Genomic DNA, 14287 nt, shown 5'->3' on the forward strand with positions numbered 1-14287 from the left:
ACTGCCGGCGTGTGCACGGCGTGTATTCGGGGGGACAAAAAAGTCTACTCGACCCCATGATCCTGTGACAAGAGCGCCTCGATCAAGGGTCCCTGGCTATCGCGGACCCGCGCCAACCGGGTGCGGCCGGCCACCACCAGGGCGCACAGCTCGTCCAGGGCCACGGCGAAGTCATCATTGATGATCACATGATCGTACTCGTCATAGTGAGACATTTCGCTGATGGCATCGTGCATGCGCCGGGCGATCACCGCGGCGTCGTCGGTGCCGCGGCCGGTGAGGCGCTGCTCCAGGGCCGCCCGGGAGGGGGGCAGGATAAACACCGACGGGGCCTCCGGGAACTGCTGGCGGACCTGGCGGGCGCCCTGCCAGTCGATCTCCAGGATCACGTCCTGGCCGGCGGCCAGGCGCGCCTGCACCGCCGGACGCGAGGTGCCGTAGTAGTTGTCGAAGACCCGGGCGTGCTCGACGAAGTCGCCACGCGCGATCATCGCCTCGAAGGCGGGCTGGTCCACGAAGTGGTAGTTGACGCCGTCGACCTCGCCGGGCCGCCTGGGCCGAGTGGTATGGGAAACGCTCACCTCGATGCCGTCGAGGCGCTCGATCAGCTCGCGTACCAGGCTGGTCTTGCCGGCGCCGGAGGGAGCGGAAACGATAAAGAGGGTACCTTGGGACATGGCCGAGGGGTCCTGTTCGACAGCGGACGGGAGACGGAAAAAAGGCGCGCAGTATGGCATATTCTGCCGCGCTTCTCATCCGTTGGACCAGCTGCCATGATAAGCCCTTGAGCCCCGGACGAGGCGGGGCGGAGGAGACGAGCCCATGGAAGGGAGATTCCGAGTGATGTTGGCGCGGGCGGTGGCGACCCTGGTGCGCTGCGTGGCCCGCTTCATCACCGCCGTGCGCCCCATCTGGGACGGCGTCGAGCCGCGGCGCCGCCAGCGCATCTATTATGCCAATCATGCCAGCCATGGCGACTTCATCCTGATCTGGACGGTGCTGCCCCCATCGCTGCGGCGCCGTGTCCGGCCGGTGGCCGGGGCCGACTACTGGCTGTGCTCCCCGCTGCGACGCTGGCTGATCCGCGATGTCTTCGACGGGGTGTTGATCGATCGCCGCCCCGAGGCCCGTCGCCAGGACCCGGTGGCCATCATGCGCGAGGCGCTGGCGCAGGGCAGCTCGCTGATCCTGTTTCCCGAGGGCACCCGCAACGCCTCCCGGGGGCCCCTGCAGCCCTTCAAGAGCGGCCTCTACCACCTCGCCCGCGCCTGCCCGGAGGTGGAGCTGGTGCCGGTGTGGATCGCCAACCTCAACCGGGTATTGCCCAAGGGCGAGATCGTGCCGATCCCGCTGATCTGTACGGTGACCTTCGGTGCCCCGCTGACCCTCGCGCCCGACGAGGACAAGGCGGCCTTCCTGGCGCGGGCGGCCGCGGCCCTGGCGGCCCTCGACCCCGCCGCCCCGCGCGACGACGAGGAGGGCGAGTCGTGACTCCCATGCATCCGGACCTGATCGTACTGCTCGGCGCTATCGGCGCCCTGCTGGTGGTGGCCTCGCTGGTCGGCTATGGGCTGCAGCGCCGCTATTCGCCACGCGGCGACAACGCGGTCATCGAGAACCTCAATCAGCGCATCCGCGCCTGGTGGGTCATGGTGGCGCTGATGGGCCTGGCCTTCCTGGGGGGCAAGACCGGCGTGGTGATCCTGTTCGCTTTCGCCTCCTTCTCGGCGCTGCGCGAGTTCATCACCCTGGTCAATGCGCGCCGCGCCGACCACTGGGCACTGGCCGTGGCCTTCTTCGTGGTGGTGCCGGCGCAGTATTACCTGATCTGGATCGAGTGGTATGGGGTCTACTCGATCTTTATTCCGGTCTATGCCTTCCTGCTGCTGCCGATCCTCGCCACCCTGCGCGGCGACAGCCGCGGTTTCCTGGAGCGGGTCGCCGAGGTCCAGTGGGCGCTGATGATCTGCGTGTTCTGCGTCTCCCATGTTCCGGCCCTGCTGAGCCTGGAGATTCCCGGCTACGAAGGGCGTAACGTGCTGTTGATCGCCTTCCTGATCGTGGTGGTCCAGCTCAGCGATGTGCTGCAGTACGTGTGGGGCAAGCTGCTGGGGCGGCGCAAGATCGCGCCCCGGCTGTCGCCCTCCAAGACCGTCGAGGGCTTCGTCGGCGGGGTGGCCAGTGCCACCCTGGTCGGCGCCGGCCTGGCCTGGATGACGCCCTTCTCCCCCGGGCAGGCGGCGGGCCTGGCGCTGCTGATCGCCCTGATGGGCTTCTTCGGCGGGCTGGTCATGTCGGCGATCAAGCGCGATCGCGGCATCAAGGACTGGGGGCACCTGATCGAGGGCCATGGCGGCTTTATCGATCGGCTCGACTCGGTGGTGTTCTCGGCGCCGATCTTCTTCCACCTGGTGCGCTACTTCTGGTCGGTGGCATGAGGCGCTGGGCCGCCAGCACCCCCGTGCACCTGGCCTTCGCCTTCCTGGCCATGGGGGCCTGGGCCTGGTGGGCCAACCGCGCCCACCCGACACCCGAGCCGCAGCAGGCGGCACTGCTGCAGGGTGCGCTCTCGGCCTGCCTGACCTTTTACCTGAAGCGGGTGGTGGAGTGGATTGCCGCCCGCAGCGTCGGGCACTTGGCGCTGTGGTTGCCGCCGGCGGTGGCGCTGGCCGGCTCCGCCAGCGTGTTGGTGGTGCTGCATCGGCTGGCCGGTACCCCGGCGCTGCTGGCGACCATCGCCGTACCGCTGCTGGTCTCCGGCAGCTATGTGACGCTCTATAACCTGACGCTCTGGCGCACGAGGAGGACACGACATGGCGACGAGCGGTGACCGACGCCCCCTGGCCAGCCGCGACAGCGGCTGGGCCCAAGCGGTAACGCGCCGGCTGGCGGCGACCTCCCTGACCCCCGACAGGGTCTCGCAGCTCAGCATGCTGGCCGCGGCCCTGGCCGCCGGGGCCTACCTGCTGGCCGGTCAGGGCGACGGCGTGGCGCGGGGCCTGTGGCTGGTGGTGGCGATCCTGGGCTGCCAGGGGCGCCTGCTGTGCAATCTGTTCGACGGCATGCTGGCCATCGAATCCGGCAAGGCGTCCGCCGAGGGCGTCTTCTGGAACGAGGTGCCGGACCGGGTCTCGGATACCCTGATCCTGGTCGCCGTCGGCTATGCCGTCGGCGCCCCCGCGCTGGGCTGGGCGGCGGCGGCCATGGCCATGCTGACCGCCTATGTGCGGGCCTTCGGCCAGGCCTGTGGTCGACCCGCCGACTTCTCCGGCCCCATGGCCAAGCCGCAGCGCATGGCACTGCTCACCGGGGCGACCCTGCTGACCCTGGCCGCGCCGCTATGGGAGGGCCGCGATGGCCTCTTGATCGTGGCCCTCTGGGTGATCGCCCTGGGCAGCCTGATCACCGCCTGGCGGCGTGGGCGGCGGCTGCGCCTGGCGTTGGGTGCGGCGCCCCGGGAGTAAGGCTCAGGTCGCCAGCGGCCGCGTCTGGCGTTGGGTGCGGCGCCCCGCGAGTAAGGCTCAGTCTGCGAGCGGCCGCGTCTGGCGTTGGGTGCGGCGCCCCGCGAGTAAGGCTCAGTCTGCGAGCGGCCGCGTCTGGCGTTGGGTGCGGCGCCCCGCGAGTAAGGCTCAGTCTGCGAGCGGCCGCGTCCGGCGTTGGGCGCGGCTTACCGGGAGTCACGCTCAGCTCGCCAGCGGCCGTGCGGGCCGGCGGCGTTCCAGGTACTGGCCGGCCAGGAAGACCCCCAGGCCACCGGCGGCCAGGCCGGCCCCCACCAGCCCGGAGGCGGACCACACCGCGCCGGCCTTGATGGTCACCGCGGCCAGCCAGGCGCCCAGGGCATTGGCGCAGTTGAAGGCGGCGTGGTTCATCGAGGCGGCCATGGTCTGGGCGTCGCCGGCCACGTCCATCAGCCGGGTCTGCAGCGCCGGCCCCAGGGCCATGCTGGTGCCCACCAGGCCGACGAACAGCAGCCCGGTGACCAGATGGTTGGCGGCGAAATAGAAGCCCCCCTGCACCAGGAGACACCACACCAGGATGCGCGGAATCGCCTTCATCAGGTGGCGGTCGGCGAGCCGGGCGCCGACCAGGTTGCCGAGGATGCCGCCGATGCCGAAGATCGCCAGCGCCCAGGGGCCCACCGATTCGCGCATGCCGGCCTGGCTGGCCAGGGTCGGCACCACATAGCTGAACACCGCGAACATGCCGCCGAAGCCGATACTGGCGATGCCCAGGGTGACCAGCACTTGCCGCTTGACCAGGGCGCCGAGCTCGCGGCGTGGACTGGCCTGGGCGTCACGGGGCTGGGACGGGACCCAGAGGCGAATCAGCAGCGCGGTGGTCAGGGCGATCCCGCCGACGCCGATAAAGGCGCTGGGCCAGCCCAGCCACTGGCCGGCCCAGGTGGCCAGGGGCGCGCCCACCACGATGGCCCCGGTCAGCCCCAGCATCACCCGGGCGATGGCCCGGGCGCGCTGGTCGATGGGCACCGCCGCCGCGGCCACCAGGGCGGCAACGCCGAAGTAGGCGCCATGGGGCAGGCCGGCCAGGAAGCGCAGGCCGACGAAGGGCCAGAAGGCGGTGGCCAGGGCGCTGGCGATATTGCCGACGGCGAACACCAGCATCAGCAGGATCAGCAGCAGGCGACGCGGCACCCGGGCGGCCAGGGCGGCGATCAGCGGGGCGCCGACCACCACGCCCAGGGCATAACTGGAGATGGCATAGCCCACGTCGGCGGTGGCCACCTGCAGGTCGGCGGCGACCCGCGGCATCAGGCCCATGATCACGAACTCGCTGGTACCGATACCGAAGCCGCCCAGCGCCAGGGCGAACTCGGCCAGTCGGGGACTGCGCGCCGTGGCGCCGGAAGGGGAAGGTGACGTCATGGGGCCTCCAGAAAAGCGAGCGACCCCGGCGGGGGCCGGGGTCGTGTAGTAATAATACGAAAGTATAAGGCAAAGGCTGTTAGGAGGCGAAACGTTTCTGCCGGGGGCGGCAGGCCAAGCACGCCGGACGGGCGCCCGGCACTATACATTCTCGTATATGGACAGCCCCGTGGCCGCGAAATAGTTTGGCATGGCGTTCGGGCACTCCCGAACCCAACAACAACCAGCAATCGCGAGGAAGCCATGGGACGCCTGACGAACAAGGTCGCCTTGATCACCGGCGGTGCGGGAGGCTGCGGCCGGGCCGCCGCCGAACTCTTTGCGCGGGAAGGGGCCAGGGTCGCCATTCTCGATCTGCCGACCAGCGACGGAGAGCATGTCGCCGCCGGCATCAATGATGCGGGGGGCGCGGCCTGCTTCGTGCCGGCCGATGTCTCCAATGCCGAGCAGGTCAACCAGGCGGTCGCTCGGGCCGAAGCGCATTTCGGCGCCATCACCGTGTTGATGAACCATGCCGGCACCATCGCCGCCGGCCCCTTCCTGGAGACTCGGGAAGCCGACTGGGACCGCCTGATGAACATCAACGTCAAGGGGATGTTCCTGACCACCCAGGCCGTCCTGCCGGGTATGATCGCCGCGGGCGGCGGCAGCATCATCTGCACCTCCTCCATCTCTGGCGTCGTCGGGACCCCGATGGAGGTGCTCTACTGCACGACCAAGGGCGCCTGCCACATGTTCGCCCGTGCCATTTCGGTCGAGTACCGCGATCGGGGCATCCGCAGCAACGCCATCTGCCCCGGTTTCATCGGCACCGACCATGGCCACCGGGAAATCGACCTGTTGCAGAAGCACGGCGTGGATGTCTCCGAGGAAGCGATGAAGAGCATGCAGGGCCGCCTGTGTGATCCCTCGGAAGTCGCGTCGGCGGCCCTGTTCCTGGCCAGTGATGACGCCAGCTTCGTCAACGGTACCCACCTGTTCGTGGACAATGGCTATACCGCCCTCTGAGGCCGGAGCGTAGCGCTCGGGCCGTGACAGGCCACACCGAGGTGGGCATGGCCCGGGCCAGTGTGATTACAGCGCTGATAATCCTAATAACCAGCGGAGACAGTTAATGGAACACATAGGCACTGTCGTTATTTACATCATTATGATGTGTGCGATCGTTGGCGCCGTGGCGTCGATCTACAATCCGGACTCCGAACTGGGTCAGGAGTTTAATGCCGGTATCCACAGTATCGGCCCTATCTTCATTCCCGTCGCCGGCATCATGGCCGCCATCCCTTTCATTTCCAACTTCATCGGCTACTGGGTGGGCCCCTTGTTCGCCGCCATCGGCGCGGACCCCGGCATCGCCGGTACGGCCCTTATCGCCTCGGACCTGGGGGGATATCAGCTCGCCCAGGCACTGGCGTTGAGCCCGGAAGGCTGGATCATTGCGCTGATTACTGGCTTCCAGTCCGGCTCGACGATCATCTTCGTGATCCCCGTCGGCCTGGCCATGCTGCACAAGGCGGATCACAAGTACATGGCGCTAGGCATCATGGCCGGCCTGCTCAGCGTGCCGATCAGCATCGCGCTCATCGCCCTGTTTATCGAGGCCATGGGGATCGGCATCCGGCCCGATATCGCTACCACGGGGGCGGCTTCCCAGGTAGTGGACCTGAGTCTGCCGGTGATCCTGCACAACATTCTGCCCCTGATCCTGTTCTGTGCCGTCCTGGCCGCCGCCCTGCGATTCCTGCCCAACCTGATGGTCAGCTTGTTCCTCGCCCTGGGACGGCTCATGTATGCCTCCGTCACCCTGATATTGGTGGCCTCGATCGTCGAGTATTTCACCGGCTTCTTCAGCTCGACGTTCGGTAGCTGGGGGTTCGATCCGATCATCGCGGATGCCGAGGATCAGTTCCGGGCCCTGGAGATCGCGGGCTACGTGGGCATCATGTTGTGCGGTGCCTTCCCGATGGTCTATCTGATCAAGCGCTTCCTGTCGAAGCCGATCGAGAAGGTGGCCGGAAGCGTCGGTCTCTCGCCCGTCGGTGCGGCGGGTATCCTGGCCGCATCCGCCAATGTGCTTGCCATGTTCCGACTGGTGGCCGAAATGCCGGCCAAGGACAAGGTGCTGGTGATCGCCTTTGCGGTCAGCGCGGCCTTTACTTTCGGTGACCACCTGGCCTATTCCGCCAACTTCCAGCCTTCGATCATCCTGCCCATGGTGGCCGGCAAGCTGCTGGGCGGAGTGATTGGCATGGCGCTGGCCCTATGGCTGGCCGTGCCCCGGGCGCTTGCCATGGAGGATCAGGACAAGCAGGCGCCGGAAGGGCTGCCCGCCGCCAGAATGTCCTGACCGGAGCGGGGCTCTTGCACGGAATCCGGGGGCCTTGGGCCTCCGGGTCTTGCCGTTTAGCGGAGGGCCCTTGGTTGCGTGCCGGCTTCGGAATGGCGATAGTCGGGGCCAGGCAGCCGGTGTGCTGCCAGCCGTCGAGCGGGCCGCTCTTCGGGGGCCGCCACGAACAAGAGCCGACATGAAAATCCGTGATTCGCGACATGCCGCCGACATCATCGGAGCGATAGGGACGGAGTGCCTGGGGGCCAGGCTGGATGCGGTGTTGAGGCAGCGCGTGGAGTTCGACATGAGCTGCCTCTACCTGTTCCAGTTCAACGTCGCTCCGCTGCTGGTGCATAACGGCTACAACGACTTGGTGCCGAGCCCGACCCTGAGTGCCTACGCACGAGGGGGCTATCTGCTCGACCCTTTCTATGTGGCCTGCATGAACGATCACCCCGGCGGCCTCTGGCGCATGACGGACCTGGCGCCGGATAGCTTCTTCTCCTCGGGGTTCGCGATTTCCGCGGATTCACACCCCTGCGTGTCGTCCATCCATGGCACGCGTATCGAGGAGATCGGCTTTATCGTGCCGCTGAAGCCCAGGGTGGCGCTGGTCTACTCGCTGATGCGCAGCCTGGAACGGGGGGCGTTCGAGGTGGGGGAGATGCGATCGCTGGAGGCCTGGGCACCGATCCTGAGCGCCGCCCTCGAGTCGCACTTCCACCTCCGGCTCGAATCGTACTGCCGCTCTTCCAGGCAGAGAGAGGAGCTGATCGAGGATGCCTTCCTCGACATCCTGCCCGGCCAGCTCACGGAAACGCAGCGATTCGTGACGAAGTTCATCCTTCAGGGGCATAGCAATGGCGCCATCGCCGAGCAAATGAAGATATCGGAAGGCACCGTTCGTGTGCACAAACACAATATCTACCAGAAGCTTGCGATATCCAGCCAATCCGAACTGTTTCGCCTGTTTATCGATTATCTCGCCCGTTCGGCCTGATCACTCAAGCCTCGCCCGATGGCTACTCGGTACTCTGGATCGGCTCGGCCAGCTTGGCGCCCTCCCGGGCGCGACCGGCGATCAGGACGTCCGAACCGCGGCTCCGGGGGTGCCCCGGCGGAGGTGACTCAGCCCCTCCGCGATCAGCTCCAGGGCATATTGGCCCGCCACCGAATTGCCGCTGGTATCGAGGGCCGGTGACCAGACGCAGATCGACAGCTCGCCGGGGACGATGGCGACGATGCCGCCGCCGACGCCGCTCTTGGCCGGCAGGCCCACCCGGTAGGCGAAGTCGCCGGCGGCGTCATACATGCCCGAGGTAAACATCAGGGCATTGATGCGCTGGGCCATGGCGGGCGGGATAAAGGGCTGGCCGCCGGCCTGTGTCACGCCGTCCGCGGCGAGGTAATTGAAGGCGATGGCGAGATCGCGGCAGCTCATGCGCAGGGCGCAGCCGGCGAAATAGGTCTCCAGCACCGCATCCACCTCATTGTTCAGGTTGCCGAAGGCCTTCATCAGGTAGGCCGCGGCGGCGTTGCGGGCGCGGTGCTGCCATTCGGAGGCGAGGACCTCCCGGTCGATCCGCACCGCGGGATTGCCGGAGAGATGCCGGGCGATGTCCTGGAGGTGCTTCACCGGGGTGGCATAGGCACTGACCAGGTGATCGGTGACCACGATGGCGCCGGCATTGATAAAGGGGTTGCGCGGTTTGCCCCGCTCGCTCTCCAGCTGCATCAGGGAGTTGAAGGGCATGCCCGAGGGATTGAGCCCGACGCGCTGCCAGAGCGCATCCCCATGGCTGCGCAGGGCCAGGCTCAGCAGCAGCACCTTGGAGAGGCTCTGGATCGAGAAGGGCTCCTCGGCATCGCCGGCGGTATAGAGGTCGCCGTCCCGGGTGCACAGGGCGATGCCCAGGCGATCGGCAGGCTGGGTGGCCAGGGCCGGAATATAGTCGGCGACCCGGCCGCCGCCGAGCCGGCTGCGAGCCCGGCGTTCGATGGATTCCACCCAGGCCTGCAGGGACGACGACGCGCCGGGGCGGGGCCTCGACGCGGAGAGAGTGGCATTCATGGAGAGGGTGTCCTCGAAGAAGAGAGGGCCCGGCGGGCGCCGGGCCCCTCGTTACCGACTACTGGGGGGTGGCGGGGGAGGGCGCGGCGGCCGGCTGGCGATCCTCCGGTTCGAGGGCCCAGGCCTCCGGGTCGATATCCAGGTCGGCGAACTTCTCCGCCGCGAAGGTCGGCCGTTTCACGCCGGCGCCCAGCTGCTCATCGAAGTCGCGCATGAAACGCAGCCCCGGCTTGATCAGCAGGATCAGGGCGATCAGGTTGGCCAGCGCCAGGAAGCCCATGGTCACATCGGCGAAGGCGAAGACGGTGCCCAGGTTGGTGGTCGCCCCCCAGGCGCACAGGCCGATGACGGCGATGCGGAAGGCATTGAACAGCAGGCGATTGTGGCGGCTGAGGAAGTTGAGGCTGTTCTCGCCCAGGTAGTAGTTGTAGAGGATGGTGCTGAAGCCGAACAGCAGCAGGGCGATGCTGACGAAGCTGCGTCCCCACTCGCCCACATGATCGGCGAGGGCGGCCTGGGTCAGGGCCACGCCATCGACGCCGGCGCCCAGGGCGGGGTCGTAGGCGCCGCTGAGCAGGATGATAAAGGCGGTGGCGGAGCAGATGATCAGGGTGTCGATAAACACCGAGAAGGACTGCACGATGCCCTGATTGACCGGGTGCGGCACATAGGCCACCGCGGCGACGTTGGGGGCGCTGCCCAGGCCGGCCTCGTTGGAGAACAGGCCGCGCTTGACGCCCATCAGGATGGCGGCGCCGATGCCGCCACCGACCGCCTGCTCCAGGCCGAAGGCGCTGTGCACGATCAGCAGGATGGCGTCGGGAATCAGGGCCACGTTGAGGGCCAATACCGCGATGGCGATCACCAGGTAGCCGACGGCCATGATCGGCACCAGCACCTCGGTGACTCGGGCGATGCGCTTGACGCCGCCGAAGATGATCAGCCCCACCAGCACGGCCAGGGCGATGCCGGTGTAGTGCACCGGGATGCCGAAGGCGTCGCCGAAGGAGGTGGCCACGGCGTAGGACTGCAGGGCGGTGAAGCCGAAGCCGAAGGTCACCAGCAGCAGGATCGAGTAGAGGGCGGCGAGCCAGGTCCAGCGACTGCCCAGGCCCCGGGAGATGTAGTAGGCCGGGCCGCCGCGGTAGGTGCCGTCGGGCTCGGCGGTCTTGTAGGCCTGGGCCAGGGTGCACTCGAGGAAGCTGGTGGCCATGCCCATCAGGCCCACCACCCACATCCAGAAGATGGCGCCGGGGCCGCCCAGGGTGATGGCCACCGCCACCCCGGCGATATTGCCACCGCCGACGCGGCCGGCCACCGAGAGCAGCAGGGCCTGGAAGGAGCTGAGGTGGCCATGGGCATTACGCTTGAAGGCGTGGCCGGCGCCGAGGATGCGGAACATGCGGCCGAAATAGCGGAACTGCACGAAGCGCGACAGCAGGGTGAAGCCGATACCGACCGCAATCAGCAGGGCGATCAGCACCTTGCCCCAGAGGAGGTCATTGATCAGATCCAGCATGGGGCACCTCCGGCGATGAGGGTGAGGGGCGTCGGGCAGGCGATCGCCGGCCGGGCGATCGGGGACGTTGTTATTGGCATGGTGGGTCGAACCTCTTGCTCGGAATGTCAGGGCTTCGTCGAGGAAGCCATCCTGTTATCAGCAAGTCGCGTGCCAAGTCGCCGAACTGTTTATAACCTTCTGTATTAAAAAGTATTTTTGATGGTCTGGCGGGACGGGGAGGCGGGGGAAGGGGTATAACCCGACGTCCTGGGTAGTGCCGGGAGTTTCTGCAACTATCTGAAAATAAAGCGCTTAAAGGAGTTATAACCCAGGTTATAAGTGGCCGGGGGTTATAGGGGGTCGCCATCGCCCTGGCGGCGCCGCTTGAGTCGCTTGCTCAGCGCCGGCTGGGAGATGCCCAGCAGGCGCGCGGCGAGGGACTGGTTGCCCTCGGCGCGGCGCATTGCCTCCGTCACCAGCAGGTCGGCCACCTCATGCAGGGTGGGCAGCGCTTCATCGGGGGCGAAGACGGGGCGCTCCAGGGCCATAGGGGCCGCCGCCGTCTCTTCCGAGGCCGGCCGGATGGCACGCTTGAACACCTCCATGGAGAGCATGCGGCTGCGGTGCAGGCTCATGGCGTCGAAGGCCATGGCGCGCAGTTCGCGGACATTGCCGGGGAAGTCGTAGTTGGCCAGCAGCACCGGCAGTTCCGGTGGATAGCTCGGCACCGACTTGCCCAGCTCCTCGGCGGCCTCGGCCAGGAAGTGATCGAGCAGCAGGGGCAGGTCCGGCTTGCGCCGCCGCAGGGGAGGAATCAGCACCTGGTGGGTGCGCAGCCGGTAGTAGAGGTCCTTGCGGAAGTCGCCGGCCTGCTGCTTGGCGTGCAGGTCGCGGTGGGTGGCCACCACGATGCGGGCGTTCAGGCGCTTGGGACGGTCGCTGCCCAGCGGATAGTACTCGCCCTCCTGGAGCAGCCGCAGCAGCTTCACCTGGGAGGCCAGGCTGAGGTCGCCGATCTCGTCGAGGAAGAGGGTGCCCTCGGCGGCCTGCTCGATCATGCCGGCGCGGGCCTGGTCGGCGCCGGTGAAGGCGCCGCGCTGGTGGCCGAACAGGGTGTCGGCGAAGACGTTGTCGTCGAGCCCCGCCACATTGACGCTGACCAGCGGACCGGGGCGGCCGCTGAGGCGATGCACGGCGCGGGCCACCAGCTCCTTGCCGACGCCGCTCTCGCCGCAGATCAGCAGCGGCTGGCGGCTCGGCGCCACCGACTCCAGGTACTGGAAGACCGCGCGCATGCCCTTGTCGGCGGTGATGATCGGTGCGAAGGCCTCGGGATGCTCCAGGGTATCGTCGAGGAAGCGCTGGCGTAGCGCCTGGTTCTCGAGCTTCAGCTCCTGGAGGCGAATGGCGCGCTTGATGCCCTCGATCAGGCGGCGCTGCTCGTCGGTCTTGACGAAGTAGTCGAAGGCGCCGTTCTTGATGCAGTCGACGGCGGTCTCCACCTGGTTCATGCCGCTGATGACGATGACCCCGACGTCCGGGTGCTCCTCGACGATCCGTGCCAGCAGTTCCTCCCCGGAGAGGTGGGGCATGGTCAGGTCGAGGGTCACCAGGCCGATCGGCTCCCGGGCCAGGATCTCCATGACCCGGCGCGGGTCCTCGCAGCGCTGCAGATGGGTGATGCCGGCGCGTTCCAGGGCGATGCTCAGGCCACGCAGGTAGGAGGGCTCGTCGTCCACCAGCAGGACGCCGAAGTCGGGGTAGCGATTCTCGGTCATGGGCGCTTCCTCTGGCTCGTACTCGGCGGAGGATCCCCCACCGGCAGCGACAGGGTCACGGTGGTGCCCTCCCCCGGCCGGGAGGCGAAGGCCAGCTCGCCGCCATGCTCATGGACGATGCCGGCGGAGACCGAGAGGCCCAGGCCGGTGCCGCCGCACTCCCGGCGGGTGGTGAAGAAGGGGTCGGTCAGGCGGTTCAGGGCCTCGGCGGGGATGCCGCGGCCCTGGTCCGCCACCTCCAGGATCACCCGGCGCCCGGCGGCGTCATGCCGGGTGCTCAGGCGAATGCCCTGGTCGCGATGTTCCAGGGCCTGGCAGGCATTCAGGACCAGGTTGATCACCACCTGTTCGATGCGCTGGGTATTGCCGCGCACCGCGGGCAGGTCCGGGGCATAGTGGGTCGCGAAGCGGTCGGTGGCCTGGCGGATCGAGTTGTCCACCAGGCGCGTGGCGGTGCGCACCACCTGGTTGAGGTCCAGGGCGTCATCCAGGTCGCGACTGTCCTGGCGGGCGAAGTCCTTGAGGTCGCCGACGATGCGCTTGATGCGCTGGGTGCCCTCGAGCATCTCGTCGAGCATGGGCGGGATCTCGTCGCGCATCCGCGAATAGGGCAGGCCGCCGAAGGTGAAGTCGCCGTGCTCCCGATAGTGGGCCTCGAGGATCGGCCGGGCGTCGTCGTAGGCGTCGCGCAGCACCGGCAGGTTGAGCAGCAGCAGGCCGCTGGGGTTGTTGATCTCGTGGGCCACGCCGGAGACCAGGATGCCCAGGGAGGTCATCTTGTCGGCCTGGATCAGCTGCTGCTGGCGCTGGCGCAGCTCCTCGGTGTGGGCGGCGACCTGGCGCTTGAGCATGCGGTTCCAGACCACGATGCCGCCCAGCACCAGCAGCAACAGGCCGGAGAGCACGGCGCCGACCAGGCCGATGCGCTTCCAGGGAATGCCCTCGGCCTGCTCCAGGGGACCGAGCCAGCGATCATAGATCGCCTGGTGGCGGCCGGTGTTCTTGAGGATGGCGAGCCCCTCGCTGAACTGGGCCAGCAGGTCGGCGTTGCCGCGCTGCACCGCATAGCCGTAGCGCAGCGAGAAGGGCCGGGCCACCGGCTCCAGGTTGGTCAGCCCGAGCTCGCGGCTCAGGTAGAGCGCCGGCAGGTTGGCCACCAGGGCGTAGTCGTGCTGGCCGGCGGCCAGGGAGCGCAGGGCGTCGGCATGGGTATCGGTGGTGATCGGGTGGATATCCAGGTCCTGCTCGAGCAGGAAGTCATGCATGATATCGCCGCGCTGGACGATCACCTCCTGGCCGCGCAGGGCCTCGAGGCTCTCCACCGGGGGCGTGCCGCGGCGAGCGAAGATCGACTGGTGGACGATGGCATGGGGCGGGGCGAAGTCGAAGGCCTCGGTACGCGCCTCGGAATAGGACATGCCCTGGAGGATATCGATCTCGCCGCTCTCCAGGCCGCGACGCACCTCGCTCCAGGTCGCCAGCTCGATGCGCACCTCGAGCCCCATCACCTCGGCGATGGCCCGGGTCAGCTCGACGTTGTAGCCGGCTGGCTGGCCTTCGTCGTCGAGGAACTCGTAGGGCGGATGGTAGCGATCCCCGCCCACCACGATCACCGACTCGGCCTCGCCGGCCTGCCCCCGGGCCGCCGCCGGCAGCACGGCGAGCAGTGCCAGCAGCAGCGGCAGGAGGTGGTGGGTGGCGAGGCGCGGGAGGGCGATCATA

At 67.8% G+C, this 14287-nt stretch carries 13 protein-coding genes; 7 read left to right on the plus strand and 6 right to left on the minus strand.

Annotation, left to right across the window (positions count from 1 at the left end):
- Positions 1–44: 44 nt before the first annotated feature.
- Positions 45–677 (minus strand): guanylate kinase, encoded by a 633-nt coding sequence (gene gmk, locus ACZ5EF_RS20155; protein WP_346060786.1) that lies wholly within the window; start codon positions 675–677, stop codon positions 45–47.
- A 145-nt stretch (positions 678–822) separates the two neighbouring features.
- Between gmk and ACZ5EF_RS20160 the strand changes: the two genes are divergently transcribed.
- Genes ACZ5EF_RS20160 through ACZ5EF_RS20175 form a run of 4 tightly spaced genes read left to right on the plus strand, consistent with a single transcriptional unit; the run spans position 823 to position 3464 of the window.
- Positions 823–1491: a lysophospholipid acyltransferase family protein gene (locus ACZ5EF_RS20160; RefSeq protein ID WP_346060785.1), complete on the plus strand. Its 669-nt coding sequence runs from the start codon at positions 823–825 to the stop codon at positions 1489–1491.
- Between the two features lie 5 nt (positions 1492–1496).
- The gene (locus ACZ5EF_RS20165) at positions 1497–2438 is read left to right on the plus strand and encodes a phosphatidate cytidylyltransferase (RefSeq protein WP_346061134.1); all 942 of its coding nucleotides are present in this window, start codon (positions 1497–1499) and stop codon (positions 2436–2438) included.
- Complete coding sequence (locus ACZ5EF_RS20170; protein ID WP_346060784.1) at positions 2435–2830, plus strand: hypothetical protein; 396 nt, start codon at positions 2435–2437, stop codon at positions 2828–2830. The genes ACZ5EF_RS20165 and ACZ5EF_RS20170 overlap by 4 nt, the downstream gene beginning before the upstream one ends.
- Positions 2814–3464: a hypothetical protein gene (locus tag ACZ5EF_RS20175; RefSeq protein ID WP_346060783.1), complete on the plus strand. Its 651-nt coding sequence runs from the start codon at positions 2814–2816 to the stop codon at positions 3462–3464. Before ACZ5EF_RS20170 ends, ACZ5EF_RS20175 begins: the two co-directional genes overlap by 17 nt.
- Positions 3465–3683: 219 nt before the next feature.
- On the opposite strand, the gene ACZ5EF_RS20180 is transcribed toward ACZ5EF_RS20175, so the two are convergent.
- A complete protein-coding gene (locus tag ACZ5EF_RS20180) occupies positions 3684–4886 on the minus strand; it encodes an MFS transporter (RefSeq protein ID WP_346060782.1) in 1203 nt (400 codons plus the stop codon).
- A gap of 243 nt (positions 4887–5129) precedes the next feature.
- Here ACZ5EF_RS20180 and ACZ5EF_RS20185 point away from each other — a divergent pair, with 243 nt between their 5' ends.
- The 3 genes from ACZ5EF_RS20185 to ACZ5EF_RS20195 all read left to right on the plus strand — a co-directional run bounded on the left by ACZ5EF_RS20185 (position 5130) and on the right by ACZ5EF_RS20195 (position 8215).
- Positions 5130–5894: an SDR family NAD(P)-dependent oxidoreductase gene (locus ACZ5EF_RS20185; RefSeq protein WP_346060781.1), complete on the plus strand. Its 765-nt coding sequence runs from the start codon at positions 5130–5132 to the stop codon at positions 5892–5894.
- A 106-nt stretch (positions 5895–6000) separates the two neighbouring features.
- Positions 6001–7233 carry an ethanolamine utilization protein EutH gene (gene eutH / locus ACZ5EF_RS20190; RefSeq protein ID WP_346060780.1) on the plus strand — a complete coding sequence of 411 codons (1233 nt, stop codon included), beginning with the start codon at positions 6001–6003 and terminating at the stop codon, positions 7231–7233.
- Positions 7234–7411: 178 nt separating this feature from the next.
- Positions 7412–8215: a helix-turn-helix transcriptional regulator gene (locus tag ACZ5EF_RS20195; protein WP_346060779.1), complete on the plus strand. Its 804-nt coding sequence runs from the start codon at positions 7412–7414 to the stop codon at positions 8213–8215.
- Between the two features lie 81 nt (positions 8216–8296).
- Here the strand turns inward: ACZ5EF_RS20195 and glsB are convergent, their stop codons facing one another.
- The 4 genes from glsB to ACZ5EF_RS20215 all read right to left on the minus strand — a co-directional run bounded on the left by glsB (position 8297) and on the right by ACZ5EF_RS20215 (position 14286).
- The gene (gene glsB, locus ACZ5EF_RS20200) at positions 8297–9286 is read right to left on the minus strand and encodes a glutaminase B (RefSeq protein WP_346060778.1); all 990 of its coding nucleotides are present in this window, start codon (positions 9284–9286) and stop codon (positions 8297–8299) included.
- Positions 9287–9344: 58 nt separating this feature from the next.
- Positions 9345–10805 (minus strand): alanine/glycine:cation symporter family protein, encoded by a 1461-nt coding sequence (locus ACZ5EF_RS20205; protein ID WP_346060777.1) that lies wholly within the window; start codon positions 10803–10805, stop codon positions 9345–9347.
- Between the two features lie 332 nt (positions 10806–11137).
- Positions 11138–12565, minus strand: coding sequence for a sigma-54-dependent transcriptional regulator (locus tag ACZ5EF_RS20210; RefSeq protein ID WP_346060776.1), 1428 nt, complete (start codon positions 12563–12565; stop codon positions 11138–11140).
- Positions 12562–14286, minus strand: a complete 1725-nt coding sequence (locus tag ACZ5EF_RS20215; RefSeq protein ID WP_346060775.1) for a transporter substrate-binding domain-containing protein — start codon at positions 14284–14286, stop codon at positions 12562–12564. The genes ACZ5EF_RS20210 and ACZ5EF_RS20215 overlap by 4 nt, the downstream gene beginning before the upstream one ends.
- Between the last annotated feature and the right edge of the window lies 1 nt (position 14287).

It is taken from the genome of Bisbaumannia salifodinae (genome assembly GCF_055388505.1).